We start from the raw sequence: 24,908 nt of genomic DNA, 5'->3' as shown, positions 1-24,908 counted from the left end.
AACGCGGCGCGGACGTGTCATTATGCTTAAGCCATATCAGTCTATCATGCATGCGGGCCGCATGCGGAACGCCGACAACGGGACACCAGTCATGGCCATGGAAGAGCACGGGCTCGACACGGACGAGGCGGTCACGGAGAACGCGGACACCACCCCGACGACGGTGATCAGCCGCCCCGCGCCGCGCGAGGTGGACGGGACATCGCCCAAGCGTTTCATCAACCGCGAGCTGTCCTGGCTGGACTTCAACGAGCGCGTGCTCGAGGAAGCCTACAACGAATACCACCCGCTGCTGGAACGCGTGCGCTTCCTTTCCATCTCCGGATCGAACCTGGACGAGTTCTACATGGTCCGCGTCGCGGGCCTGAAAGGGCAGGTGCAGGCGGGCGTCACCACGCCCAGCCCGGACGGCCTGAGTCCGGCGCAGCAGCTTCACGCCATCAACGACCGCGCGGGCGATCTGGTGGCGCGCCAGCAGGCGTGCTGGAAGACGCTGCAGGACCTGCTGGCCCACGCCGGCGTCGAGGTGGTGGGGACCGGCGATCTGTGCACGGCCGAGCACGACTGGCTTGAGCACCACTTCAAGGAGCAGATCTTTCCGGTGCTCACGCCCATCGCGGTGGATCCGGCGCATCCGTTCCCGTTCATTCCCAACGCCGGCTTCGCCATGGTGATGCACCTGCGCCGGATCGAGGACGGCGAGCACCTGGATGCGCTGCTGCTCATGCCGCCGCAGCTGGAGCGCTTCATTCGCCTGCCACAGGTCGGCAAGCACGACGGCGTGCGCTTCGTGCGCATGGAAGACATCATCGAGTGCTTCCTGGACGCGCTCTTCCCTGGGCTGGAGGTCATGGCACGCGGCTACTTCCGCGTGCTGCGCGACAGCGACATCGAGGTCGAGGAAGAGGCCGAAGATCTGGTTCGCGTCTTCGAGAGCGCGCTGCGCCGGCGCCGGCGCGGGTCCGTGATCCGGCTCGACATCAACGCCGAGATGCCGGAGGAGCTGCGCGCGTTCGTCGTGCGCGAGCTGAACGTGAACCGCGAAGACATCTTCGAGCTGGACGGCCTGATCGGGCTGGAGGACACCAAGCAGCTCATCGTCGACGACCGGCCGGACCTGTGCTTCCGCCCGCACACCCCGCGCTTTCCCGAGCGCATCCGCGACTTCGGCGGGGACTGCTTCGCCGCCATCCGCCAAAAGGACATTGTGGTCCACCACCCCTACGAATCCTTCGACGTGGTGGTGCAGTTCATCCGCCAGGCGGCGGCCGATCCCAACGTTCTGGCGATCAAGCAGACGCTCTACCGCACCAGCGACGATTCCCCGGTGGTGAACGCGCTGATCGAGGCCGCCGAGGCGGGCAAGGCCGTCACCGCGCTGGTGGAGCTGAAGGCGCGCTTCGACGAGGAGCGCAACATCCGCTGGGCGCGCAGCCTGGAGCGCGCGGGCGTGCAGGTGGTCTACGGCTTCATCTCGCTGAAGACGCACGCCAAGGTGTCGCTGGTGGTGCGCCGGGAGAGCGGCTCGCTGCGCAGCTACTGCCACTTCGGCACGGGCAACTACCACCCGATCACGGCCAAGATCTACACCGACCTGTCGTACTTCACGACCGAGCCGGCGCTGTGCCTGGATGCCGCGCGGCTGTTCAACTACATGACCGGCTACGCCAAGCCCGTGCCGCTGGACAGGATCTCGGTCGCGCCCATCGATCTGCGCAAGAACCTGATCGAGATGATCGAGGCCGAGATCGAGCACGCCAAGGCCGGCCGGCCGGCGGCCGTGTGGGCGAAGATGAACGCTCTGGTCGATACCGAGCTGATCGACACCCTCTACCGCGCCTCCCAGGCGGGGGTGCAGGTGGAGTTGATCGTGCGCGGCATCTGCTGCCTGCGCCCGGGCGTGCCGGGGCTGTCCGAGACCATCCAGGTGAAGAGCATCGTCGGCCGCTTCCTGGAGCACAGCCGCATCGCCTGCTTCGGCAACGGGGCCGGCCTGCCGTCGCGGGACGCCAAGGTCTTCATCACGGCCGCCGACTGGATGCCGCGCAACCTCGACCGGCGGGTGGAGACGCTGGTCCCCATCGAGAACCCCACCGTCCACCAGCAGATCCTGGATCAGATCATGATCGCCAACCTGAAGGACGAGGCGCAGTCCTGGATCCTGCAGCCCGACGGCACCTGGGAGCGCGTCGCCGCCGGCCCCGACGCCTTCAGCGCGCACACCTACTTCATGACCAACCCCAGCCTCTCCGGGCGGGGGAGCGCGCTGCGGCGGACGCGGGCGGCGCCGCGCCTGGTCCTGCACAAGGGCTGACCGGACCGCATGAGCGCCGACACGGACGCACCGGGGACGGCGCCGCGCGGCGGGCGCGTCGCCGTCGTCGACATCGGCTCCAACTCCATCCGGCTGGTCGTCTTCGACCGGCTGGCCTGCGCGCCCATCCCGGTGTTCAACGAGGCCGTGCAGTGCGGCCTGGGGCGCGGGCTGGACCGGACGGGCCGGCTGAACGAGGACGGCATCGCCGCCGCGCTCCAGAACCTGACGCGCTTCGCCCGGCTGGCGACCGCCATGGGCGTGGCGCGCTTCGACCTGCTGGCGACGGCGGCCGTGCGCGACGCCGAGAACGGCGCGGCCTTCGTCGCCGAGGTCGAGCGCTGCTGCCAGGCCCGCGTCACCGTGCTTTCGGGCACGGCGGAGGCGCGGCTGTCGGGCCTGGGGGTCATGGCCGGGACGCCGGGGGCGGCCGGCATCACGGGGGATCTGGGCGGCGGCAGCCTGGAACTCGTGCGCATCGCCGACGGCGCCATCCAGGAAATCACCACGCTGCCGCTGGGCCCGATCCGGCTGATGGAGCTGGCCGGCTCCTCGCGCAAGGCGGCGATGGCGGAGATCGACCGCCATCTGGATACGGTCGACTGGCTCGGCGCCCACGCCGGCGAAACCTTCTATCCGGTCGGCGGGGCGTGGCGGGCGTTGGCGCGCGTGCACATGGAGCAGAGCGACTTCCCGCTCCACGTCATCCACGGCTACACCCTGCCGCGCGCCACGGCGGCCGAGACGGCGCGCGTGATTTCGCAGATGAGTTCGGCGTCGGTGTCCAAGCTCAAGGCCGTGCCCAAGAAGCGCCGCGAGACGATGCCCTACGCGGCGCTGGTGCTCTACCGCGTGCTCAAGCGCATGCGGCCGGCGCAGGTGCGCTTTTCTGCCTTCGGCCTGCGCGAGGGCCACATCTTCGACCTGCTGCCCGCCGCCGAGCAGGCCCGCGACCCGCTGCTGGCGGCCGCCTCGCGGCTGGCGGCGGAGGAGGGGCGCTTCGGCGACCTCGGCCCGGCGCTGGAAGCCTGGACGCGGCCCCTGGTGCCCGACGAAACGGCGGAGGAAGCGCGGCTGCGCCAGGCCGCCTGCCATCTGGCCGACATCGCCTGGCGCGAGCACCCGGACTACCGCCAGCGCCAGGCGCTCGACCGCATCCTGCGGTTGCCGCCGCTCGCCATGGATCACCAGGAGCGCGCCTTCCTGGCCTACACCGTCTATATCCGCTACGGCGGCAAGCGCGGCCGGCCGGAACCGCAGACGGCGCGCCAGCTCATGACCGAACGCCAGATCGCCCGCGCCGAGGTGCTGGGGCTGGCATTGCGGCTGGGCATCACGGTGTCCGGCGGGGTGGGGTCCATCCTGGAGAAGGCGGCCCTGCGCGTGCACGACGCGACGATCGCTGTCGCCCTGCCGGAAGACGGCTCCGTCGTGCCCGGCGACGCCCTCCATCGCCGGCTCAAGCGGCTGGCGAAGGCCACCGGGCGCAAGCCCGGCGAGGTTGCGTAGCCCCGTTCGCTCGGGCATGCGCGAAAACGGTTGCCCCATCGGCCGAATGCACCCGGTCAACCGCTCGCAAGGTGGACTTGCGGGGCCCGGCCGCCTGCGGTCCGATTGTCGGGAGCGCGGGGCAGCCGGCAGCACGATTGAGGCGCGATGATTCTGGTCTGTGGTGAGGCCCTGTTCGACGTCTTTCGCGCGGCGACGCGCCGGGACGGTCTGACCCTGGACGCCCGGCCCGGCGGCTCGCCCCTGAACGTCGCGGTGGGGCTGGCGCGCCTGGGACAGCCGGCCGGCCTGTGGAGCGGCGTTTCGCGCGACTGGCTGGGCGAGCACCTTGTGGGGACCCTCGCCGCGGCCGGCGTGGACACGACGTGGCTGCATCGCCTGCCGCGCCCCCAGACGATGAGCTACATCAGCCTAGACGACGCCGGCGATCCCGCCTTTGCCATCTACGGCGAGGGCGCGGCGGACCGCGCGCTCTCGCCGGCGGACGTGCCCGAGGACCTGCGCGGCGTCGAGGCGGTGCACACGGGCTCCTTCGCCGCCGTCGTGGAGCCGGTCGCGAGCGCCCAGGCGGCGCTGCTGGCGCGCGTCCCGGAGGAGACGGTGGTGTCCTTCGATCCCAACGTCCGGCTCGCCGTGGAACCCGAGACGGCGCGCTGGCGTCAGCGGGCGGACGCGGTGGCCGGGCGCGCGGACATCATCAAGGCGTCCGAGGCCGATCTCGCCCACCTTTACCCCGACACGCCGGCGGATGAGATTGCGGCGGCATGGCGCGCCAGCGGCGCGGCCCTGGTGGTCGTGACGCACGGCGAGCGGGGCGCGACGGCCTGGGGCCCGGACGGCCGCGTCGATGCGGCGCCGGCTGCCACGACCGTGGCCGACACCGTGGGTGCGGGCGACGCCTTTCAGGCAGCGCTCCTGGCGGGGCTGGCGGAAACCGGACGCCTCGACCGCGACGGCCTGCGGCGGCTGACGGCGGGCGAGGTGTCGGCGCTGCTGGCGTTCGCCGGCGCGGCCGCGGCCCACAGCGTCGCCCGGCGCGGGGCCGCGATGCCGCAGCGCCATGAGCTTCCAGCGATGGAGCGCGGGGCATGACGACGGGTGCACGGCAACGGGCGTGGGCCGCCCTTGCGGATCACTGGCAGGACCTCCAGGCCACGCGCATCGACGAGATGTTCACAGCCGATCCCCGGCGGTTCCAGGGCTGGTCCGTGGCGCTGGACGACATGCTGCTGGACATCTCCAAGACCAAGCTGGATGGTCGCGCGCTCGACCTCCTCGCCGATCTGGCCCGGGCGGCGGGCGTGCCGCAGCGGCTGGAGGCGATGTTCGCGGGCGAGACGGTGAACGCCACGGAAAACCGCGCCGCGCTGCACCCCGTTCTGCGTGCCCCGGACCAGGCGCCCCGCCACGTGGACGGCCGCGACGTGAAGGCCGCGGTGGCGGCGGAGGACGCGCGCGTGCGCGCCTTCGCCGAGGGCGTGCGCGACGGCACGATCGCCGGTCGCGACGGCGAGCCCATCACGGACGTGATCAACATCGGCATCGGGGGCTCCCACCTCGGCCCCGCGCTGGCCGTGCGGTCGTTGCGCCCGTATCGCGACGGGCCGCGCGTGCATTTCGTCGCCAACGCGGACGGCGCCGATGTCTCGGACACGCTGCGCGGTCGGGATCCCCGCCGAACGCTCATCATCGTTTCGTCCAAGTCCTTCACCACCACCGAAACCCTGGCGAACGCCCGGACCGCCTGGGCGTGGAGCGCGCGGGCGCTCGGGGAAGAGGGGGTCGCTGGACATTTCGCGGCCGTGACCGCGGCTACAGACAAGGCGGCCGCCTTCGGCATCCCCGCCGAGCGTGTCTTCCGGATGTGGGACTGGGTCGGCGGCCGCTATTCCGTCTGGGGCGCGGTGGGGCTGCCCGCGATGATCGCGCTGGGCACGGACGCCTTCGACGCCTTCCGCGCCGGCGCGGCGGCCATGGACGCGCACGTGCGCGAGGCGCCGCTGACCCGGAACATGCCGGTGCTGCTCGCGCTGGTCGGGGTGTGGCACGCCAACGTGTGCGGCTACCCGACGCGCGCGGTGCTGCCCTACGACCACCGGCTGAACCGCCTGCCGGGGTATCTCCAGCAGCTCGACATGGAATCCAACGGCAAGGCGGTGAGCGCGGACGGCGCGGCGCTGACCGGGCACAGCGGACCCATCGTCTGGGGGGAGGTGGGCACGAACGCCCAGCACGCCTTCTTCCAGCTGCTGCACCAGGGCACGCGCATCGTCCCCTGCGAGTTCCTGGTCGCCGCCGATGGGCACGAACCGGACGCGCGCGACCACCACGACCTGCTGGTGGCCAACTGCTTCGCGCAGGCGCGGGCGCTCATGCGCGGGCGGTGCCGCGCGGAAACCGAGACGCTGCTGCGCCAGCAGGGGATGGACGCGCACACGGCGGCGCGCCTGGCCCCGCACCGCAGCTTCGCGGGCGACCGGCCGTCGACGATGCTGCTCTACCGCCGCCTGGACCCGTTCACGCTGGGCCGCATCATCGCGCTCTACGAGCACCGCGTGGTGATCGAGGGCACGATCTGGGGCGTGAACCCCTTCGACCAGTGGGGCGTCGAACTGGGCAAGGAATTGGCGACCAGCCTGCACGGCCGCGTCGCGGCGCGCGAGGGTGCCCCGGACGCCGACCCCTCGACCGACGGGCTGTTGGGCTGGCGGGCGCGCCTGGCCGATGGCGAGGGGGCCTGACGGTCCGGCCTACGTCTGCCTTTGGCCGCCGTTGGCCGGCCGCGCCGGCTTGTTCGCCTGCTCGATGATGCGCTGCCAGCGCTTGACCCACTCCAGGCCGAAATACTCCTGGAACAGCTCGATCTCGTACTGGCGCGTGTCGATTTCCTTGTGGGTCTGGCGCGCGATCATCTGGGCGATGGCGTCGGCGAACTGCTTGCGCTGGTCGGGGGCGACGCGGGGCAGGTTGACCTCCAGCAGCCACGCCCCCGCCAGCTCCTTGCGGCGCATGTCGGGCGTGCGACCGCTCTGCTTCACGCGCGTCTCGTAGCGGTTCCCGCCGCGGCGTCGCGGCATCCAGCGCTTCATGCTCGCCCCCGGCCGGTGCGCGTGACGGTCAGTTTCCCCGGAGGGTAGCGGAAACCGGGCGCGCGATCACACCCCGGCCGCCGTCCCGACCGGTTCAGGACGCGGCCGGTTCCCCGGTGTCCACGTGCAGCACTTCGACCTGGCCGTCGCCGGCGCTGAGCGCCAGCTCGCCGCGCTTGAGGGCGAGCGCCCACTTGCCGAAGATCTCGTAGCGCCAGCCGCGCAGCGCCGCCACGCCGGCGCGGTCGTCGCTGACCAGCTTTTCCAGATCGGCGGTGGTGGCCACCAGCCGCTGGGCGACGCCGTGCGCCTCGCACTGCGCCTTGAGGAGCACCTTGAGCAGCTCCAGCAGCGGCCCCTTGCCGGGCGGCAGCTCCGTCTTGGCGGCCGGTTTGGGAACCTGGTCGGCGGGCAGGTTCACCGCGCGCTCCACGGCTTCCAGCACGCCGCTTCCCAGCTTGCCGCGGGCGAAGTCGGCGTTGAGCCCGCGCATGCGCGCCAGCGCCTCGGGCGAGCGCGGCGCCTGGGCGGCGATGTCCTGGATCTGCTCGTCCTTGATGATCCGGTTGCGCGGCACGTCGCGGCGCTGGGCCTCGCGCTCGCGCCACGCCGCGACCTCGCGCAGCACGGCGAGGTAGCGGGAATCGCCCGAGCGCCGCTTGAGCCGCTGCCACGCCGCGTCCGGGTCCATCTCGTAGGTCGCCGGGTCGGTCAGCGCCGCCAGCTCCTCGTCCAGCCAGCGCGCGCGCCCCGATTTTTCCAGCCGGCGCAGCAGCTCGGTGTAGATCTCGCGCAGGTGCGTGACATCGGCGAGCGCGTAGGACAGCTGCTTCTCGGGCAGGGGGCGCTGCGACCAGTCGGCGAAGCGCGGCGCCTTGTCGATCTTCGCGCCGGTGATGCGCTTGGCGAGGGTGTCGTAGCCCACCTGCTCGCCGAAGCCGCACACCATCGCCGCGACCTGGGTGTCGAAGACGGGCGTGGGCAGCGTGCCGTCCATGAGGTTGTAGAAGATCTCCATGTCCTGCTTGGCGGCATGGAAGACCTTCACGACCTCGGGGTTCGCCAGCAGGTCCAGCAGCGGCCTCAGGTCCATGCCCTCGGCCAGCGGGTCCACCGCGACGACGTCGTCCGCCGCCGGGCCCGCCACCTGGATCAGGCACAGCTTGGGCCAATAGGTGCTGTCGCGCAGGAATTCGGTGTCGACCGTGACATAGGCCGCGTCGGCCTGGCGCCGGCAGAACGCGGCAAGCTGGTCGGTGTCGGTGATCAGGCTCATCGCCGCCATATATAAGGACGTCCGGCCGCGCGCGAAACACGCGGGCGCGCCTTGACATGCCTCGACGCGGTGGGTCTTGTTCGCCCCGCTTCGCAAACCCCTGCCAACAACGCGATGGCGCCGTGATGACGCAGCACACGCATCCCTACCGCACGCACACCTGCGGCGACCTGCGCCGCGACCATGTGGGCCGGGAGGTCCGGCTTTCCGGCTGGGTCCACCGCAAGCGCGATCACGGCCAGCTGCTCTTCATCGACCTGCGCGACGACTACGGCCTGACGCAGATCGTTACCGACGTCTCCAGCGACATCTTCCCCGAGGTGGAGCGCGTGCGCGTGGAAAGCGTGGTGCGCATCACGGGGCAGGTCGTCCAGCGCGAGGCCGAGACGGTCAACCCGAGCCTGCTGACGGGCGAGATCGAGGTCCGCATCCAGAGCTTCGAGGTGCTCTCGGCGGCCGCGCAGGTGCCGCTGCAGGTCAACTCCGACGAGGACGCGGGCGAGGAGGTGCGCCTGCGCCACCGCTACCTGGACCTGCGGCGCGAGCGCATGCACGAGAACATCAAGCTGCGTTCCGACGTCATCTCGGCGCTGCGCCGGCACATGGAGGCGCAGGGCTTCCGCGAGTACCAGACGCCCATCCTGACGGCGTCCAGCCCCGAGGGCGCGCGCGACTTCCTGGTGCCGGCCCGCCTGCACCCCGGGAAGTTCTATGCGCTGCCCCAGGCGCCGCAGATGTTCAAGCAGCTGCTGATGATCGCGGGCTTCGACCGCTACTTCCAGATCGCGCCCTGCTTCCGCGACGAGGCCAGCCGCGCCGACCGCTCGCCGGGTGAGTTCTACCAGCTCGACTTCGAGATGAGCTTCTGCACCCAGGAGGACGTCTTCAACGTTCTGGAGCCGGTGCTGACGGGCGTGTTCAACGAGTTCGGCGGGGAGGCCAGCGTCACCCAGCCGCCGTATCCGCGGATTCCCTACGCCGAGGCCATGCGCAAGTACGGCACCGACAAGCCGGACCTGCGCAACCCCATCGAGATGAGCTTTGTCACCGAGGTCTTCCGCGGCTCGGGCTTCGGCATCTTCGCCAAGGCCGTCGAAACCGGCGCGGTGGTGCGCGCGGTGCCGGCGCCGGGTGCGTCCTCGCGTCCGCGCAGCTTCTTCGACGGGATGAACAGCTGGGCGCAGAAAGAGGGCAAGCCGGGCCTGGGCTACATCAACTTCGCCGCCGACGGCACGGCCAAGGGCCCCATCGCCAAGAACCTGGACGAGGAGCGCCTGGCGCAGATCAAGGACACGGCCGGGGTCGGCGACGGCGACGCGGTCTTCTTCGTCTGCGACAAGCCCGACGCGGCGGCCGATTTCGGCGCCACGGTGCGCACCAAGCTGGGCGAGGAGCTGGAGCTGATCCCGGAGGGGGAGTTCAAGTTCTGCTGGATCGTGGACTTCCCGATGTACGAGCTGGACGAGGAGACGGGGGAGATCGACTTCTCCCACAACCCCTTCTCCATGCCGCAGGGCGGGCTGGAAGCCCTGGAGAACCAGGACCCGCTCACCATCAAGGCCAGTCAGTACGACATCGTCTGCAACGGCGTCGAGCTGTCGTCGGGCGCGATCCGGAACCACGTGCCGGAGATCATGTACAAGGCCTTCGGCATCGTCGGCTATTCGGCGGATCAGGTGGAGGAGCGCTTCTCCGGCCTGCTCAACGCGCTCAAGTACGGGGCGCCGCCGCACGGCGGCTGCGCGCCGGGCGTGGAGCGCATCGTCATGCTGCTGGCCGGCGAGCCCAACATCCGCGAGGTCGTGCCCTTCCCGATGACCCAGCGGGCGGAGGACCTGATGATGGGCGCGCCCGCGGAGGTGCCGGACAGCCGCCTCAAGGAGCTGGGCCTGAGCATCCGCAAGCAGCCCAAGCGCAGTGCCGGCGGCGGCCCGGGCGCGGAAAGCCAGGGGGGCGGCGCGTCGGCTTCGAGCTGAGCGCCAACCGGCGCTTGGCCGAGTCGCGACGCCCGGTATAGAGTCCGGCTGGACCGCCCGGAGGTTTCATGGCGACGCCGCGGACGCCGCGGGCCGATGGCTTTTTCATGCCGCCCGAATGGGCCCCGCACTGGCGCTGCTGGATGGCGTGGCCCGTTCGCGAATCCATTTGGCCCGACGGCCTGGACATCGCGCGCGACTGCTACGCGCAGATCGCGCGCACCATCGCCCGCTTCGAGCCCGTGACCATGATCGCGGAGCCGGCGACCGTGGCGGACGTGAGCCTCCGCTGCGGCAGCGGCGTGGGCTGCGTGCCCATGGAGCACGACGATTCCTGGATGCGCGACAGCGGCCCCACCTTCCTGGCGGACGGGGCGGGCAACGTCGCGGGCATCGACTGGATCTTCAACGGCTGGGGCGAGCGCTACACACCCTTCGCGTCCGATGCTGCCGTGGCGCGCAAGCTGCTGGCGCACCTGGACGTGCCGCGCTACGAAGCCCCCCTGGTGCTTGAGGGCGGCGCCGTTCACACGGACGGTGCGGGCACGGTCCTGACGACCGAATCCGTCGTCTTCGATTCCCGCCGCAACGAGAGCCTGATGCGCGCCCAGGCCGAGCACGAGTTGTGCGAGCTGCTGGGCGCGCGCAAGGTCATCTGGCTGGGCGAGGGGCTGGCCGACGACCCGACCGGCGGGCACGTCAACAACCTCGCCTGCTTCGTCGCGCCCGGGGTGGTGGTGGCGCTGACCAGCAACGACCCCGAGGACGTCAACTATCCGGTCCTGCAGGACAACCTGGCGCGGCTGCGCGCCGCCACCGATGCCCGCGGCGAGCAGCTGGAGGTGATCGAGGTGCCGCAGCCGAAGCCCAAGAAGGGATCGAACGGCGAGCGGCTGCCGCTGTCCTACATCAACTTCTACGTCGCCAACGGCGGCGTCGTCGTGCCCATGTTCGACGACCCGGGCGACGACGGTGCGCGCGAGAAGATCGCCAAGGCGTTCCCGAAGCACAAGACGGTGCAGGTGCCGGTGATGGACGTTCTGCGTGCGGGCGGCGGCATCCACCACATCACCCAGCCCCAGCCGACCGGCGTGGTGGAAAGCTGACGAGGCGCGCCGGGAATGGCGGTCACGCCGCCCGGTGCGGCGGTTCGGTGCCGGCGAAGACGGCGTCCAGGTTGTCCAGGCACAGCATGCCCATGGCCGTGCGCGTTTCCACGGTCGCGCTGCCCAGGTGCGGCATGAGGAAGGCGTTTTCCAGCCCGAAATAGCCGGGGTGGACGTTCGGCTCGCCGTCGTAGACGTCCAGGCCGGCGGCGAAGACGTGGCCGTTTTTGAGCGCGTCGATCAGCGCCTCGTCGTCCACCAGATCGCCGCGCGCGGTGTTCACCACGACCGCGCCCTCGGGCAGCTTCGCCAGCCGCCCGGCGTTCACCATGTGCTTCGTTTCCGCCGTCGCGGGCGCGTGGATGGAGAGCACGTCGCTGGCCCCCATCAGGGTGTCGGGCGTTTCGTGGAAGATCGCGCCCAGCTCGGTTTCGGCGTCGCTGCGGCGGCGGTTGTGGTAGTGGATCGTCATGCCGAAGGCGCGGGCGCGCCGCGCCGTGGCCTCGCCGATGCGGCCCATGCCCAGGATGCCCAGCCGCTTGCCGGACAGCTCCATGCCCAGAAGCTCGGTGGGCCGGACCCCCTGCCAGGTGCCGCTGCGCAGCACCTTTTCGCCCTCGTGCGCGCGGCGGGCGGCGCCGAGCATCAGCAGGATCGCCATCTCGGCTGTGGATTCCGTCAGCACGCCGGGCGTGTGCGTCACGGCGATGCCGCGCCGCCGGGCGGCGGCGAGGTCCACGTGGTCCGTGCCCACGGAAAAGCAGCCCACGGCCCGGAAGGTCGGCGGCAGGCGGTCGATGACGTTGGCGCTCACAGGGTCGGCGGGAATCGGGATCAGGGCCTCGGCGTCCTGGCACGCCGCGACGAGATCGTCCTCGCTGAGAAAGACGTCGGAATCGTTAATGCGGGCGTCGTAGTCGCGCTCGAGGCGCTGGCGCACGGCGGCGGGGAGGTCGCGGCTGGCAAAGACACGCGGGCGAGACGGCATCACGTTCCATCCGGCGGCCATGAAAACGGGGCGGACGCCGCGGCATCCGCCCCTGAACCCGCATGCGGAACGGGGATGGACGCCGCCGCATCCATCCCCGGTTTTTAGGCGGCGACGGCCAGCCTGTCAGCCACGGTGTCGCCGATCTCCGACGGCGTGGGCGCGATCGCCACGCCCGCGTCCTTGAGCAGCGCCACCTTTTCCGAGGCCGCTTCGCCGGCGGCCTGGATGATGGCGCCGGCGTGGCCCATGCGTCGGCCCGGCGGGGCCGAAAGGCCGGCGATGTAGGCGGTCACGGGCTTGGACATCCCGGTGCGGATGTACTCCGCCGCCGCGGCTTCCTGCGGCCCGCCGATCTCGCCGATCATCACCACGGCGTCGGTGTCGGGGTCGGCCTCGAAGCGGGCCAGCACGTCCTTGAAGGAGCTGCCGTTGATGGGGTCGCCGCCGATGCCGACGCTGGTGCTCACGCCGATGCCGTGGGCCTTCATCTGGTCCGCGGCCTCGTAGCCCAGCGTGCCCGAGCGCGAGACGATGCCCACGCGCCCCGGCAGAAAGATGTTGGTCGGCATGATGCCGGCCAGCGCCTCGCCCGGCGAGATCACGCCCGAGCAGTTGGGGCCGATGATGGTGATGCGGTTCTCCGGCTCGTAGCGGCGGATGTAGCGCTTCACCTGCATCATGTCCTGGGCGGGGATGCCGTCGGTGATCATCACCGCCAGCTCGATGCCCGCCTCGGCGGCCTCCATCGCGGCGTCGGCCGCGTAGGGCGGCGGCACGAAGATGATCGAGGTGTCGGCGCCGGTCTCGCGCACGGCCTGGCTGACGGTGTCGAACACCGGCAGGCCCAGGTGCTCGCCGCCGCCGCGGCCCGGCGTGACGCCGCCGACGACGTTGGTGCCCGCCTCCATCATCTCCTGGGCGTGGAAGCTGCCGATGCGCCCCGTGAAGCCCTGGACGATGACCTTGTTGCTGCGGTCGACGAGGATGCTCATCCCGTGGCCTCCGCTGCCCGGTTGGCGGTGAGGACGCCGACGGCCTTGTCGGCGGCTTCCTTGAGCGTGCGGCCGCTGACGATGTCCAGCCCGCTTTCGTCCAGAATGCGCTGGCCGTCCTCGACGTGCGTGCCGGCGAGGCGCACCACCAGCGGCAGGTCCAGGCCGGTCTGCTGCACCGCCTGGACGACGCCCTGGGCCACCCAGTCGCAGCGGTTGATGCCGGCGAAGATGTTCACGAGGATCGCCCGCACGTTGTCGTCGTTGCGGACGATGTTGAAAGCCTCCGCCACACGCTCGGGCGTGGCGCCGCCGCCGATGTCCAGGAAGTTCGCGGGCTCGCCGCCGGCCTGCTTGATCATGTCCAGCGTCGCCATGGCGAGGCCGGCGCCGTTGATGATGCAGCCGATGTTGCCGTCCAGACCCACGTAGCTCAGCCCGCGGTCGGTGGCGTGGCTCTCGCGCGCGTCCTCCTGCGAGCGGTCGCGCATGTCGGCGACCTCGGGGCGGCGGAAGAGGGCGTTGTCGTCGAACTGCATCTTGCAGTCGAGCGCCAGCACCGTGCCGTCCTCGGTCACCGTGAGCGGGTTGATCTCCACCATCGTGGCGTCCAGCTCGCGGAACGCCCGATAGCAACCCTGGATGGTCCGGATGACCTGGGCGATCTCGCCACCCGTGAAGCCGAGCGCGAAGGCCATGTCGCGCGCCTGGAAGGTGGGCAGGCCGGCCGCGGGGTCGACGACAATGCGGTGCACGCTCTCCGGGCGCTCGCGGGCGATCTCCTCGATCTCCATGCCGCCGGCGGCGGAGGCGACGATCATGATGCGCTCCGCCTCGCGGTCGAGCACGAGGCCCAGGTAGTACTCGCGCGCGATTTTTTGGGCCGCCTCGACGTAGAGGCGGTAGACGCCCTTGCCGTCGTCGCCGGTCTGCGGCGTGACGAGCGTGTGGCCGAGAAGGCTGTCCGCCGCCTCCCAGACCTCGTTGCGATTTCGGCACACCTTGATGCCGCCGCCCTTGCCGCGCGCGCCGGCGTGGACCTGCGCCTTCACTGCCCAGGCGTCGCCGCCCAGCTCGCGGGCGCGGTAGGCCGCCTGTTCGGGGCTGTAGGCCAGGCCGCCGCGGGGAACGGGAACGCCGAAGCGGCCCAGCAGCTCTTTCGCCTGATACTCGTGAACGTCCATGGCGGGCCCCCTTTATTCCGCGGCCATGGCCGTCGCCGCGCCGGCCGCGCGGAAGTGGTTCTGCGCCGCCGCGACGCCCGAGCCCGGCTGAATCGCGGCGCCGCAGTCGTTGAGCGCCATCTCCACGCCCGCGAGCGCGCCGAGCAGCATGACCTCGTTGACGTAGCCCATGTGGCCGATGCGGAAGACCTTGCCGGCCAGAGGGCCGAGCCCGCCGCCGAGCGCCATGTCGTAGCGCTCGTAGGCGTGGCGCACGACCGCGCCGCCGTCGACGCCCTCGGGCACCATGACGGTGGAGACGGTGTCGGAGTGCAGCGCCGGGTCGTTGCCGCACAGACTCAGGCCCCAGGCGTCGACGGCCTTGCGCACGCCCTCGGCGAGGCGGTTGTGGCGCGCGGCCACGTTGTCCATGCCCTCTTCCAGCAGCATGTTCACGGATTCGCGCAGGCCGTAGAGCAGCGTCGTCGCCGGCGTGTAGGGGAAGAAGCCGTTCTGGTGGGACATGCCGTTGCGCTGGAAGTCGAAGTAGAAGCTGCCCAGCTTCGAGGTCTTCGCCGCCTCCAGCGCCTTCGGGCTGACGGCCACGATGGCGAGGCCCGTGGGCATCATGAAGCCCTTTTGCGAACCCGTGACCGCGGCGTCGACGCCCCACTCGTCCATGCGGAAGTCCAGGCTGGCGATTGAGCTGACGCCGTCCACGAACAGCAGCGCCGGGTGGCCCGCGTCGTCCAGCGCGCGGCGCACGCCCGCGATGTCGCTGGTCACACCGGTCGCGGTTTCGTTGTGGCAGGTCAGCACGGCCTTGATCTCGTGGTCCGTGTCCGCCTGCAGGATCTCGGCGAACTGCTGCACCGGCGCGCCCTCGTGCCAGGAGCGGTCGCAGACGCGCACGTTCAGGCCGTGCGCCTGGCAGAGCTGGATCCACTGATCGGAGAACTGGCCGTGGCGCGCCGCCAGCACGGTGTCGCCGGGCGAGAGCGTGTTGGTGATCGTGGCTTCCCAGCCGCCCGTGCCGGTGCCCGGGAAGACGAAGACGCGGCCGTGCTCCGTCTTGAAGACCTTCTTCAGGTCCTCCAGCAGCGGCAGCGTCAGCTCGCCGAAGTCGGGTGCGCGGTGGTTTTCCATCGGGCGGTCGATGGCCGACCGGATTCGGTCGGGCATGTTGGTGGGACCGGGGATGAAGAGCTGGTGGTAGCCGGCCATGGCGAAACGTCCCCCTCGCGGCCTGCGGCCTGTGTTCAATCGCGTCGCATTTGGCTGAGGATCGGGCACACACCGCCCCAACGCCCCGGTCGCGCGCGGCAACCGGCCCGTGCGCGACACCCGGCGGCGCCGCGCCATCGGTGATGGAAAACGGGGATTCGGCCCGATCGGTCTGGCGAAAATGCCGGCGCGGTGGCGGGGTCGCTACACCCCTATGGGTGGGAAGACACCACGCATTCGGGTAGGCAACCGCCCGCCAGTCCGGGTAGGTTTTGCGCGGGACAACAACGACGCGAACGCCAGGGAGGCGCCCATGCGGCCCGCGCGACCGGTCACCCCCGGGGCGGATGACAGCCGGCCCGTCGACCTCGCCATCGCGGACAAGAGCCGGCTGGTGGTCGCCGGCATCGAGCGGCTGGTGGAGCAGGATTCGCGCTTCAAGGTGCGCGCCACCTGCCACGACGGCGCCACCTTCCTGCGCCACGTCGGCGACACGCGCTTCGACGTGGGCATCATCGGCTGGAATCTGCCGGGCTACGAGGGGCGCGACCTGCTTCAGGCCGTGCGCGACCGGCCCGGCGCACCGCGGCTCGTCGTCTACACCGGCGCCATGGAGCCCAGTGTGCCGCGCCATGTCATGGCGCTGGGCGGGGCGGCGTTCTGTTCCAAGCGCGAGAACCCCGAGCGCCTCTTGGAGATCGTGGGGCAGGTGGCGGCCGGCTGGACCGTCTTCCCGCGCATGGATTCGCCGGGCCTGGACAGCGATCCGCTGGAGCGGCTGACGGCGCGCGAGGTCCAGCTTCTCGATGGGCTGTCGGAGGGCGTAAGCAACGACCAGCTCGCGCGGCGCCTGTCGGTATCCCCGAACACCGTCAAGTTCCACCTGAAGAACATCTACGACAAGCTGGACGTGCGCAGCCGGGCCGGCGCCGTGGCGCTCTACCTCGGCCGCGCCGGCAAGCGCTGAGCCGACTCATCCGAGCCCGCGCCCCTTCGTGATCGCACCGGGGCCGAGCTTCGCGCGCACGGCGTCCATCGCCGATTCGACGGCCGCCGTGCGCTGGCGTTCTGGGGCCAGGAGGTTGGGCGGGTCGGCATGGACGCCGTCGGTTAGCTCCGCCGCCGCGATGCCGACGAGCCGAAACGGGCCGTATCCCGCGGCCTGCTCGACCAGCGGCGCGGCCACGGCGTAGAGGCGTTCGGCCAGCTTGGTGGGGTCGTCCAGCCGTTGCGAGCGCGAAAGCACGCGGAAGGATCGCGTCTTGAGCTTGATGCGCACCGAGCCGGCGGCGCGGTCCTGTTCCTTCAGGCGCGCGGAGACGCGTTCGGCCAGCGGCCACAGGGCGGCCAGCAGGGCATCGGTGGCCGCCACGTCGCTGTCGAAGGTGGTTTCGGCGGACACGCTCTTGGGCGGGCCGCCCGGCGCCACCGGCCGGTCGTCCAACCCCCGCGCCACCTGGGCCAGCCGTCGGCCCATGGCGCCGTAGCGGGCGACCAACTGCGACTCGCCGTGGCGGGCCAGGTCCCCGACGGTGCAGATGCCGTCGCGGAGCAACGCCTGTTCCAGGCTGCTGCCCACGCCGGGGATGATCGATACGGGCTTGGGCGCGAGAAAATCCTCGACGTCGCCGCGCCCCACCGCCACGAAGCCGCGCGGCTTGTCCGCGCCCGAGGCGATCTTGGCCAGCACCTTGGCGTAGCTCAGCCCGATGGAGGCGGTGACGCCCACCTCGCGCTCGATGCGCTGGACCAGCCGCGCCAGGGTCTGGGCCGGCGGGCCGCCGTGCAGCGCCTCGGTGCCCGAGAGGTCCAGATAGGCTTCGTCGATCGACACCGGCTCCACCAGCGGCGTCACCGATTCCATCAGTTGGCGGATGTGCCGGCCGGCCTCGCGGTACTTCGCCATGTCCGGCCGGATCACCGTGGCGTCCGGGCAAAGGGCGAGGGCGCGCCGCATGGGCATGGCCGAGCGCACGCCCGTCATGCGCGTGATATAGCAACAGGCCATGACGGCGCCGCGCCGGCCGCCGCCCACGATAAGGGGGCTGTCGGCCAGTTCGGGGCGGTCGCGCTTTTCCACGCTGGCGTAGAAGGCGTCGCAGTCCAGGTGCGCCAGGGCGAGATCACCAAGTTCGGGGTGCGCCACCAGCGCACGTCTGCCACACTGCCCGCACACGCCGCCCGCATACCCGGTCGCCCGGGTCAGGCAGTGCCGGCACACGCTCTCGACTGGCGTCATGGTGCCCCCGTCCGTGCCGTGGCCTTGTTGCGGCGTGCCTGCGTGCGGGGACGGATGTGGGGCGGACCACTGCACGACATGGCCTTGGCGCCCGGCGCCCGATCATTACGTAACGTTAACGTGGCATGGTCCAGATTGCGAACGGTGGTCCGTCCGGCGCCCCCGCGCCGGCCGATCGGCCGGGTGCATATGCGCGCACCTGCGCCCGCTGATTGTGACAAGGGGTACCACGCTTTGCTAAAAGGCGTGCGAACGCGGCAACGAACCCGGGACGCTTAGATGGCGGACGAGAAGGGCCAGACCGTTCTGGTCGTGGAAGACAACGAGCTGAACATGAAGCTGTTCCACGACCTGCTGGAGGCGCACGGCTATTCCATCCTGCAAACGCGCGACGGGATGGAAGCGCTCAAGATGGCGCGCGACCATCATCCCGATCTCATCCTCATGGACATCCAGTTGCCCGAGGTTTCGGGGCTGGAGGTGACGAAGTGGATCAAGGAGGATGACAGCCTCAAGGACATTCCGGTGGTTGCGGTGACCGCGTTCGCCATGAAGGGTGACGAGGAAAAGATTCGCGAGGGCGGCTGCGAGGCCTACATCGCGAAGCCGATCTCCGTTGCCAATTTCCTGGAAACGGTACAGCGCTTCCTCTCCTGAGGGCGTTTGCGGAAGGGTCCATGACCGCGCGGATTCTGGTTGTCGACGACATCCCGGCGAACGTGAAGCTGCTGGAGGCCAAGCTTTCGGCGGAGTACTACGACGTGCTCACCGCCGACAGCGGGCCCAAGGCGCTGGAGATCGCCGCGGAGCAGGCGCCCGACATCATCCTGCTGGACGTGATGATGCCGGAGATGGACGGCTTCGAGGTGTGCGAGCGCCTGAAGGCCGATCCCGCGACTGCGCACATCCCCGTGGTCATGGTGACGGCGCTCTCGGAAACCCAGGATCGCGTGCGTGGCCTGGAGGCCGGGGCGGACGACTTCCTATCCAAGCCCGTCAACGACACCGCGCTCTTCGCGCGCGTGCGCTCGCTTGCGCGGCTGAAGATGATGCTGGACGAGTTGCGCGTGCGCCAGGCCACGCACGGTCAGTTGGGCACGGGCGACGTCTACACCGAGGAAGACGATTCGCCCGCCAGCATCCTGGTTGTCGAAACCAGCACGATGACCGCCGAGCGCACCTGCGGCCACCTGCGCGAGGAAGGCCACAACGTCACCCACGTCGCCGATCCGGCCAAGGCGCTGAAGGCCGGCCGCGAAACCGGCTTCGACCTCATCATCGTCGGCATCGACCTGGACGGCGAGGACGGGCTGCGCCTGTGCTCGCAGTTCCGCACGCAGGAAGAGACGCGCCACGTCCCGCTGCTGTTGGTGCTGGACGACATGGACATGCAGCGCCTTGCCAAGGGGCTGGATCTGGGCGTGACCGACTACGTCGTGAAGCCGATCGACCGCGGCGAGCTGCTGGCGCGAACGCGCACGCAAATCCGGCGGCGCCGCTATCACGAGCGCCTGCGTTCGCGCATCCAGCGCAGCGTCTCCATGGCGTTCACGGATTCGCTGACGGGGCTGTACAACCGGCGTTACCTGACCACGCACCTCGACCGGAAGCTCATGGACATCGCCACGAGCGGCAAACCCGTTTCGGTGGCGATCTTCGACGTCGACAACTTCAAGGACGTCAACGACACGCACGGCCACAACGTCGGCGATGAAGTGCTGAAAACGCTGGCGTCCATCGTCAGCGACAACTTGCGCAGCGTCGACCTTGTCGCGCGCTACGGCGGCGAAGAGTTCGTGGTCGTGATGCCGGAGACGCGCGGCGATCAGGCGCAGGAGGTAGCGGAGCGCCTGCGGCGCTGCGTGGCCGAGCACACCTTCCATCCGCCGCAGATGGACGAGCCGCTTCCCGTGACCATCTCCATCGGTGTGGCGGCCACCACCGATCCCGACGAAATGGCCGAAGACGTTCTGGGTCGTGCGGACGAAGCGCTCTATGCCGCCAAGGAAAGCGGCCGCAACCGGGTGTGTTCCGCGGACGCAACCAGCAGCGAGACGGCCGACACCGACGCCGCTGGCTGACGGCCGGCCACGCGCTTGACGGAAGCGCCGCGAACCGTACAGTGCGCCGCCGTATCCGGATCGAACCGGCCGTGATTCCGCGCTCGCTGGGGCGAGGGGTCGTGGCCCGGTGCCCGCCAACCGAAGGGGCCTAACGCCATGGCGAAGCCGACGACGCAGCAGATCAAGCTGGTGAGCACCGCTGGCACCGGCTACTTCTACGTGGCCAAGAAGAACACGCGCTCGCAGACGGAAAAGCTGCAGTTCCGCAAGTACGATCCCAAGGCGCAGAAGCACGTGCTCTTCAAAGAGCAGAAGATGAAGTAGAGCAGATCGCCGTAAAGCGGAATCAGCTTATCCAGGTTGTCACGCCCACACCACCGTGGCCGTTCCGGCGTGATCCCGCTTGCTCGTGCGTGAATCTGCTCGCACTGGAAAAATAGGACCATATACCGAAGTTTCCGGATCAGCCCGCAGACACGAATTCACGCACGATGCTCTAATCCCCGCGCCCGCGGACGCAGCGCGTGATCGGGCCGCCGTTTTCGCGGGGCGTGGCCTTCGCTTCCGGCGCCGGCTCATCCCACTGGCAGCGGGAGCGCGATCCGCGCCGGCCGGGCCCATGCCCGGCCGGCCGCGTTTTTGTGCGTGCATCCAGCGACAGGGAATTTATCCAGCGACCGTAATGTACCGGACCGCGACCTGACGCTCAGCGCTTGCGCGCCAAGAGGGCGTGCCGTTCCCCGGCGGCGCGTCGGTACAGCGTGCGATCCTGCAACAGTTTCACTGCGATGGCGAGGTCCGCATCCCGGCTTGCGGAGCGGGCGGGGCAGTGCGAGCGCAGCGCGTCGATGCGCGCGTCGTCGTCGTGCGGCACCTGCCGCTGAACGACCGTGCGCGGAATGGGTTGGTTGCCCTGGCGCAATGTGCGGATCACACCGGCGCCGCCGTCGGCAGCGCGGCTGGTGCACACGTCCGGCATCACCCCGCGCCCGGACAGTGCGTAGCCGGAGGGCGCGTGGAAGCGCGCCCAGGTAAGCGTCAGTTCCCCGGCGTTGGGCAGCCGCAGGACGGTCTGGATCGTGCCTTTCCCGTAGGAGGCGGTGCCGACCACCAGCGCCCGGTTGGCGTCCTGGAGGGCCGCCGCGACGATTTCCGCGGCCGAGGCCGAGCCGCCGTTCACCAACACAACCACAGGGGCATCAGTGGCGACGTGGCTGCCGCCGGCGTCGAAGTACTGATGGCTGTCGGGGTGACGGCCGTGCGTGGACACGATCCGCCCCTCGCGCAGGAAGAGGTCGGCGACGTCCACCGCCTCGTCCAGCAGCCCGCCCGGGTTGTCGCGCAGATCCAGCACGTAGCCGTTCAGCCGGTCGCCGGTTTCCGCGGCCGCGCGGCGGATCTTGGCGCGCAGGGTTTCGGCCGTGTCGCGGTTGAAGCCCGAGATTTTGAGATGCGCCACGCCCTCGCGCATGGTCAGCGAGACAGTGCGCGGGACGACGAAGGCACGGGCGAGCTGGAGCGTTTCGCGCCGGTCGGACTCGGCGCGCTCAACGGTGATCGTCACGGTGTCGTCGACCGGCCCGCGCAGCCGTTCCAGAGCGGCCTCGGCCGCTGCCCCGGTCGCGCGCTCACCGTTGACGGCGAGGATGGTGGCGCCGGAGTCGATGCCGGCCTTGGCGGCGGGGCTGCCCTCGACGACGGACACCACCTCCAACCCCGCATCACCGGAGTCGGTACGCACGCCGATGCCACCGAAACCGTCGCGCCGCGCCCGGTTGTCGCGCGCTTCCAGCGCGCCTGAATAACGCGAGTAGCGGTCGAGCTGGTCGAGAATGCTGGCGAACACGCGGCCATGGCGCCGCGCGCGGGAGTCCGAGAGCGCGTCCGGGGCGTGCGCCTCGCTCGCCGTCAGCACCCCGGCCGTGAGGGCCGCCCAAGCGGCGGGCGATTCGGTTTCCGGTGCGTCGAAGCTGGCGAGGGTGTCGGCGCCGCGGGTCAGTTCGATCTCGGCGCCGGCACGCTCGACCCGGATGTGGCCGGAGTCGCGCAGCGCGTCGTCCAGCCCGGCGACAACGACCTCGCCAAGGGGCACGTCGCTGATGTAGACGCTTTCGATGTCCTCGTAGGCCGCGGCGAAGAGCTCCCGCGACGATGCCGGTTCATCCCCGGCCGTTGACGCGTGTCCGCATCCGCCGGCCACCAGCAAGCTTGCCGCGAGCGCGGGCACCGCGGCCATCCGGCGGGGCCGTGACCGATGTTTCCTTCGCGCTGCGTACGCCGTCCGAACGCGCCTGGGTTCCATCAGCGTAAGCATAACGGGCGAGGGGCGGGGTCGCCAGAGGATCGTGGCGGCCGGGCGGCGCGACCGCGGTTTTGAACCGGCGGGCGATCACGGAATCACGGCGCGGCGGTGTTCCCAGCCGCGGCCCGGGTAGGGAATGTGCGAATCGCAGCGCGCGATAAGCGCTCAGGCGGTGGACGACGCGGGGACTTTCCAAGAGGGCGTGGTCGCAAACCAGGCGGAAAAACACCCGATCTTCTTGATGGCGGGGCCAATTGAACACCCGGGGCCACGACGCCGTGATCGGCTGTCGCCTAGCCCTTGCGCTTCTTGGGCGGCTTGCCGGTGCCCTTGCTCTTGCCCGAGCCGCCGGTCTTGGAGGTTTTGACCTTCTTCTGGGACCGCTTCTTGGTCTGCTCGGCTTGGCGTGCCGTGGCCGTGCCGCGGGCGGCCTTGCGCTGCTTGCCCTTGTGCGGGCCGCCGCGCTCGCCGACCTGCGGCTCGTGCGTCTCGCCGGCCGGTTCGGTGACCTCCAGCACCTCCAGCACGAGCCCGCCGGTGGTGGCGTCGGCCTCGCTGAGGCGCACGCGCACGCCGTCGCCCAGGCGGTAGACGCGGCCCCAGCGCTTGCCGACCAGGCAGTGGCGCTGCGGGTCGTGCTGGTAGAAGTCGTCGGGCAGCGTGGCGATGGGCACCAAGCCGTCGGCGCCCGTTTCGTGCAGCATCACGAACAGCCCGAAGTGGGTGACGCCCGTGATCCGCCCCTGGAACTCCCCGCCCACGCGGTCGCGCAGATAGGCGGCGGTGAAGCGGTCGATGGCGTCGAACTCGGCCTGCTGGGCGCGGCGCTCGGTGAAGGAGATGTGCTCGCCCGTCTCCTCGAAGGACTCGCCGGCGTGCCCCGCGAGCCCCCCGCCGCCGAGCTTGAGCCCGTCGATGAGCGCGCGGTGCACGAGCAGGTCGCTGTAGCGGCGGATGGGCGAGGTGAAGTGGGCGTAGCGGTCCAGCGCCAGCCCGAAGTGCCCAAGGTTGTGCGGGCTGTAGTATGCCTGGCTCTGGCAGCGCAGCACCAGCTGGTTGATCATGGGCGCTTCGGGGCGGTCCTGCACCTGTTCCAGGACGCGCTTGAAGGCGCTGGGGTGCCCGGCCTGATCGGGCGCGATGTCGACGTCGAAGGTGTTGAGCGTCTGGCGCAGCGACTCGATCTTGTCCGGGTCCGGCGGCTCGTGCACGCGGTACATGCACGGCTGTTCGCGCTTTTCCAGGGTTTCCGCCGCCGCCACGTTGGCGGCGATCATGAACTCCTCGATCAGGCGGTGAGAATCCAGCCGCGCGCGCGGTTCGATGGCCGTGACCTCGCCGCGCTCGTTCACGACCACCTGCTTTTCCGCCACGTCGATGTCGAGCGTGCCGCGGTTGGCGCGGGCGCGCAGCAGGGCGTCGAGCGCGCCGTAAAGCGGCTCGATGACGTCGTCGAGCAGCGGGCCGGTCGTCTCGTCGGGCGTCCCGTCGTGGGCCGCCTGCACCTGCTCGTAGGTCAGCCGCGCGGCCGAGCGCATCAGCCCGCGCGTGAAGCGGTGCTCCAGGGCCTTGCCGTTGCGGTCGATGCGGATTTCCGTCGCCAGACAGCCGCGGTCCTCGCCCGGGCGCAGCGAACACCAGCCGTTGGACAGCCCCTCCGGCAGCATGGGCACCACGCGGTCGGGGAAGTAGACCGAGTTGCCGCGATGCCACGCCGTGCGGTCGAGCTGGCTGCCGGGGCGGACGTAGTGCGCCACGTCCGCGATCGCGACCATGATGCGGTAGCCGCCGGGGTTGTCCGGATCGTCGTCCGGCACGGCGCGCACGGCGTCGTCGAAGTCCTTGGCGTCCGCGCCGTCGATCGTCACCAGCGGGATGTCGCGCAGATCCTCGCGCCCCTCGGCCGTGACCGGAGCGGCGGATTCGGCTTCCGCGATCGCCTGATCCGGAAAGTCGGCGGGGATGTCGTTTTCGTGGATGGCGATCAGGCTGATCGCCTTGGGGGAGGTGGCGTCGCCCAGGCGCTCCACGACGCGGGCTTCGCGCAGCGGCGCGCGGCGGTGGTGCGGCTTTACTTCGCACAGCAGGAACTCGCCGGGCTCGGCGTCGCCCGCATCCGCGTCGCGCAGGATGTATTCCTGCTTCACGCGCTTGTCCGTGGGGCGCAGGCGGCCCTGCTTGCCCGACTTTTCGTAGATGCCGAGCACCTTCTTGGGCGCGCCCGCCAGCACGCGGATCAGCGTGGCGACGTAGCTGCCCGCTTCCTCCCGCTTCATGCGCGCCAGCACGCGCATGCCGGGCTGGATCGTGGGCTCGCCCTGGCGGTCGGGGGAGACGTAGATCGCCGGCGGCTCGCGGTCCGTGTCCCAGTTCACCGGGTCGGCCAGCAGCTCGCCGTCCGGGTCGCGGCCGGAGACCTCCAGTACCATCACCTCGGGCAGGGCGCCCACGGGCCGGTAGCTGCGCTTCTCGCCGCGCTCGATCTCGCCGGCGTCCTCGAGGTCCGCCAGCATGTCCTTGAGCGTCTCGCGCTGCGCGCCCTTGAGGCCGAAGTGGTTGGCGATGTCGCGCTTTTTGACGGGCGCGCCGGCCTCGGTGATGTACTGCAGCAACTGCTCGCGCGAGGGAACCTCGCCCGCCGGGTTGCCCTTGGGCTTGGCCATG

Annotated in this window: 19 protein-coding genes; 10 read left to right on the top strand and 9 right to left on the bottom strand. The window is 70.4% G+C overall.

Annotated elements, in window-relative coordinates; all coding sequences use genetic code 11:
- The first annotated feature begins 91 nt into the window (after nucleotides 1-91).
- The 4 genes from BLQ43_RS05310 to pgi all read left to right on the top strand — a co-directional run bounded on the left by BLQ43_RS05310 (nucleotide 92) and on the right by pgi (nucleotide 6,564).
- Nucleotides 92-2,314: an RNA degradosome polyphosphate kinase gene (locus tag BLQ43_RS05310; RefSeq protein ID WP_245659456.1), complete on the top strand. Its 2,223-nt coding sequence runs from the start codon at nucleotides 92-94 to the stop codon at nucleotides 2,312-2,314.
- 9 nt (nucleotides 2,315-2,323) lie between these two features.
- The gene (locus BLQ43_RS05305; protein WP_090019068.1) at nucleotides 2,324-3,823 is read left to right on the top strand and encodes a Ppx/GppA family phosphatase; all 1,500 of its coding nucleotides are present in this window, start codon (nucleotides 2,324-2,326) and stop codon (nucleotides 3,821-3,823) included.
- Between the two features lie 147 nt (nucleotides 3,824-3,970).
- Nucleotides 3,971-4,915 carry a carbohydrate kinase family protein gene (locus tag BLQ43_RS05300; protein ID WP_090019067.1) on the top strand — a complete coding sequence of 315 codons (945 nt, stop codon included), beginning with the start codon at nucleotides 3,971-3,973 and terminating at the stop codon, nucleotides 4,913-4,915.
- Entirely contained in the window at nucleotides 4,912-6,564 is a 1,653-nt protein-coding gene (pgi, locus tag BLQ43_RS05295) for a glucose-6-phosphate isomerase (protein ID WP_090019066.1), read from the top strand. The genes BLQ43_RS05300 and pgi overlap by 4 nt, the downstream gene beginning before the upstream one ends.
- A gap of 9 nt (nucleotides 6,565-6,573) precedes the next feature.
- Here the strand turns inward: pgi and BLQ43_RS05290 are convergent, their stop codons facing one another.
- Nucleotides 6,574-6,900, bottom strand: coding sequence for a hypothetical protein (locus BLQ43_RS05290; RefSeq protein WP_143006164.1), 327 nt, complete (start codon nucleotides 6,898-6,900; stop codon nucleotides 6,574-6,576).
- 106 nt (nucleotides 6,901-7,006) lie between these two features.
- Complete coding sequence (gene rnd / locus BLQ43_RS05285; protein ID WP_342670361.1) at nucleotides 7,007-8,197, bottom strand: ribonuclease D; 1,191 nt, start codon at nucleotides 8,195-8,197, stop codon at nucleotides 7,007-7,009.
- A 116-nt stretch (nucleotides 8,198-8,313) separates the two neighbouring features.
- Here rnd and aspS point away from each other — a divergent pair, with 116 nt between their 5' ends.
- Together aspS and BLQ43_RS05275 are read left to right on the top strand one after the other, a co-directional pair.
- Nucleotides 8,314-10,164, top strand: coding sequence for an aspartate--tRNA ligase (gene aspS / locus BLQ43_RS05280; RefSeq protein ID WP_090019064.1), 1,851 nt, complete (start codon nucleotides 8,314-8,316; stop codon nucleotides 10,162-10,164).
- Nucleotides 10,165-10,232: 68 nt separating this feature from the next.
- Nucleotides 10,233-11,270 carry an agmatine deiminase family protein gene (locus BLQ43_RS05275; RefSeq protein WP_218119126.1) on the top strand — a complete coding sequence of 346 codons (1,038 nt, stop codon included), beginning with the start codon at nucleotides 10,233-10,235 and terminating at the stop codon, nucleotides 11,268-11,270.
- Nucleotides 11,271-11,292: 22 nt separating this feature from the next.
- Here the strand turns inward: BLQ43_RS05275 and BLQ43_RS05270 are convergent, their stop codons facing one another.
- The 4 genes from BLQ43_RS05270 to BLQ43_RS05255 all read right to left on the bottom strand — a co-directional run bounded on the left by BLQ43_RS05270 (nucleotide 11,293) and on the right by BLQ43_RS05255 (nucleotide 15,640).
- Complete coding sequence (locus BLQ43_RS05270) at nucleotides 11,293-12,258, bottom strand: 2-hydroxyacid dehydrogenase (protein ID WP_090019144.1); 966 nt, start codon at nucleotides 12,256-12,258, stop codon at nucleotides 11,293-11,295.
- A 104-nt stretch (nucleotides 12,259-12,362) separates the two neighbouring features.
- Nucleotides 12,363-13,253, bottom strand: coding sequence for a succinate--CoA ligase subunit alpha (gene sucD / locus BLQ43_RS05265; RefSeq protein ID WP_090019063.1), 891 nt, complete (start codon nucleotides 13,251-13,253; stop codon nucleotides 12,363-12,365).
- Nucleotides 13,250-14,437: a malate--CoA ligase subunit beta gene (locus BLQ43_RS05260; RefSeq protein ID WP_090019062.1), complete on the bottom strand. Its 1,188-nt coding sequence runs from the start codon at nucleotides 14,435-14,437 to the stop codon at nucleotides 13,250-13,252. The genes sucD and BLQ43_RS05260 overlap by 4 nt, the downstream gene beginning before the upstream one ends.
- Nucleotides 14,438-14,449: 12 nt before the next feature.
- The gene (locus tag BLQ43_RS05255; RefSeq protein WP_090019061.1) at nucleotides 14,450-15,640 is read right to left on the bottom strand and encodes an aminotransferase class V-fold PLP-dependent enzyme; all 1,191 of its coding nucleotides are present in this window, start codon (nucleotides 15,638-15,640) and stop codon (nucleotides 14,450-14,452) included.
- A 313-nt stretch (nucleotides 15,641-15,953) separates the two neighbouring features.
- Here BLQ43_RS05255 and BLQ43_RS05250 point away from each other — a divergent pair, with 313 nt between their 5' ends.
- Nucleotides 15,954-16,607 (top strand): response regulator transcription factor, encoded by a 654-nt coding sequence (locus BLQ43_RS05250; RefSeq protein WP_090019060.1) that lies wholly within the window; start codon nucleotides 15,954-15,956, stop codon nucleotides 16,605-16,607.
- 6 nt (nucleotides 16,608-16,613) lie between these two features.
- On the opposite strand, the gene BLQ43_RS05245 is transcribed toward BLQ43_RS05250, so the two are convergent.
- Nucleotides 16,614-17,879, bottom strand: a complete 1,266-nt coding sequence (locus tag BLQ43_RS05245; RefSeq protein ID WP_090019059.1) for a DNA polymerase IV — start codon at nucleotides 17,877-17,879, stop codon at nucleotides 16,614-16,616.
- Nucleotides 17,880-18,158: 279 nt separating this feature from the next.
- Here BLQ43_RS05245 and BLQ43_RS05240 point away from each other — a divergent pair, with 279 nt between their 5' ends.
- From BLQ43_RS05240 to rpmG, 3 genes are all read left to right on the top strand, one after another.
- Nucleotides 18,159-18,536, top strand: coding sequence for a response regulator (locus BLQ43_RS05240; RefSeq protein ID WP_090019058.1), 378 nt, complete (start codon nucleotides 18,159-18,161; stop codon nucleotides 18,534-18,536).
- 20 nt (nucleotides 18,537-18,556) lie between these two features.
- On the top strand, nucleotides 18,557-19,960 hold the full coding sequence (locus tag BLQ43_RS05235) for a PleD family two-component system response regulator (RefSeq protein ID WP_090019057.1): 1,404 nt from the start codon (nucleotides 18,557-18,559) through the stop codon (nucleotides 19,958-19,960).
- Between the two features lie 138 nt (nucleotides 19,961-20,098).
- Nucleotides 20,099-20,266: a 50S ribosomal protein L33 gene (rpmG, locus tag BLQ43_RS05230; RefSeq protein ID WP_090019056.1), complete on the top strand. Its 168-nt coding sequence runs from the start codon at nucleotides 20,099-20,101 to the stop codon at nucleotides 20,264-20,266.
- Nucleotides 20,267-20,648: 382 nt separating this feature from the next.
- Here rpmG and BLQ43_RS05225 read toward each other — a convergent pair whose 3' ends face one another.
- Both BLQ43_RS05225 and rnr read right to left on the bottom strand, forming a co-directional pair.
- Nucleotides 20,649-22,178 carry a S41 family peptidase gene (locus tag BLQ43_RS05225; protein ID WP_143006163.1) on the bottom strand — a complete coding sequence of 510 codons (1,530 nt, stop codon included), beginning with the start codon at nucleotides 22,176-22,178 and terminating at the stop codon, nucleotides 20,649-20,651.
- A gap of 359 nt (nucleotides 22,179-22,537) precedes the next feature.
- Nucleotides 22,538-24,907 carry a ribonuclease R gene (gene rnr, locus BLQ43_RS05220; RefSeq protein ID WP_090019054.1) on the bottom strand — a complete coding sequence of 790 codons (2,370 nt, stop codon included), beginning with the start codon at nucleotides 24,905-24,907 and terminating at the stop codon, nucleotides 22,538-22,540.
- Nucleotide 24,908 lies beyond the last annotated feature (1 nt).

Source organism: Limimonas halophila (genome assembly GCF_900100655.1).
Taxonomy (GTDB): Bacteria; Pseudomonadota; Alphaproteobacteria; order Kiloniellales; family Rhodovibrionaceae; genus Limimonas; species Limimonas halophila.
This window is presented reverse-complemented; position numbering and strand designations above follow the sequence as displayed.

Bases quoted from the DNA above. Each gene is read 5' to 3' on its own strand.
- BLQ43_RS05310 (WP_245659456.1), top strand. From the start codon at position 92: ATGGCCATGGAAGAGCACGGGCTCGACACGGACGAGGCGGTCACGGAG.
- BLQ43_RS05305 (WP_090019068.1), top strand. From the start codon at position 2,324: ATGAGCGCCGACACGGACGCACCGGGGACGGCGCCGCGCGGCGGGCGC.
- BLQ43_RS05300 (WP_090019067.1), top strand. From the start codon at position 3,971: ATGATTCTGGTCTGTGGTGAGGCCCTGTTCGACGTCTTTCGCGCGGCG.
- pgi (WP_090019066.1), top strand. From the start codon at position 4,912: ATGACGACGGGTGCACGGCAACGGGCGTGGGCCGCCCTTGCGGATCAC.
- BLQ43_RS05290 (WP_143006164.1), bottom strand. From the start codon at position 6,900: ATGCCGCGACGCCGCGGCGGGAACCGCTACGAGACGCGCGTGAAGCAG.
- rnd (WP_342670361.1), bottom strand. From the start codon at position 8,197: ATGGCGGCGATGAGCCTGATCACCGACACCGACCAGCTTGCCGCGTTC.
- aspS (WP_090019064.1), top strand. From the start codon at position 8,314: ATGACGCAGCACACGCATCCCTACCGCACGCACACCTGCGGCGACCTG.
- BLQ43_RS05275 (WP_218119126.1), top strand. From the start codon at position 10,233: ATGGCGACGCCGCGGACGCCGCGGGCCGATGGCTTTTTCATGCCGCCC.
- BLQ43_RS05270 (WP_090019144.1), bottom strand. From the start codon at position 12,258: ATGCCGTCTCGCCCGCGTGTCTTTGCCAGCCGCGACCTCCCCGCCGCC.
- sucD (WP_090019063.1), bottom strand. From the start codon at position 13,253: ATGAGCATCCTCGTCGACCGCAGCAACAAGGTCATCGTCCAGGGCTTC.
- BLQ43_RS05260 (WP_090019062.1), bottom strand. From the start codon at position 14,437: ATGGACGTTCACGAGTATCAGGCGAAAGAGCTGCTGGGCCGCTTCGGC.
- BLQ43_RS05255 (WP_090019061.1), bottom strand. From the start codon at position 15,640: ATGGCCGGCTACCACCAGCTCTTCATCCCCGGTCCCACCAACATGCCC.
- BLQ43_RS05250 (WP_090019060.1), top strand. From the start codon at position 15,954: ATGCGGCCCGCGCGACCGGTCACCCCCGGGGCGGATGACAGCCGGCCC.
- BLQ43_RS05245 (WP_090019059.1), bottom strand. From the start codon at position 17,879: ATGACGCCAGTCGAGAGCGTGTGCCGGCACTGCCTGACCCGGGCGACC.
- BLQ43_RS05240 (WP_090019058.1), top strand. From the start codon at position 18,159: ATGGCGGACGAGAAGGGCCAGACCGTTCTGGTCGTGGAAGACAACGAG.
- BLQ43_RS05235 (WP_090019057.1), top strand. From the start codon at position 18,557: ATGACCGCGCGGATTCTGGTTGTCGACGACATCCCGGCGAACGTGAAG.
- rpmG (WP_090019056.1), top strand. From the start codon at position 20,099: ATGGCGAAGCCGACGACGCAGCAGATCAAGCTGGTGAGCACCGCTGGC.
- BLQ43_RS05225 (WP_143006163.1), bottom strand. From the start codon at position 22,178: ATGGCCGCGGTGCCCGCGCTCGCGGCAAGCTTGCTGGTGGCCGGCGGA.
- rnr (WP_090019054.1), bottom strand. From the start codon at position 24,907: ATGGCCAAGCCCAAGGGCAACCCGGCGGGCGAGGTTCCCTCGCGCGAG.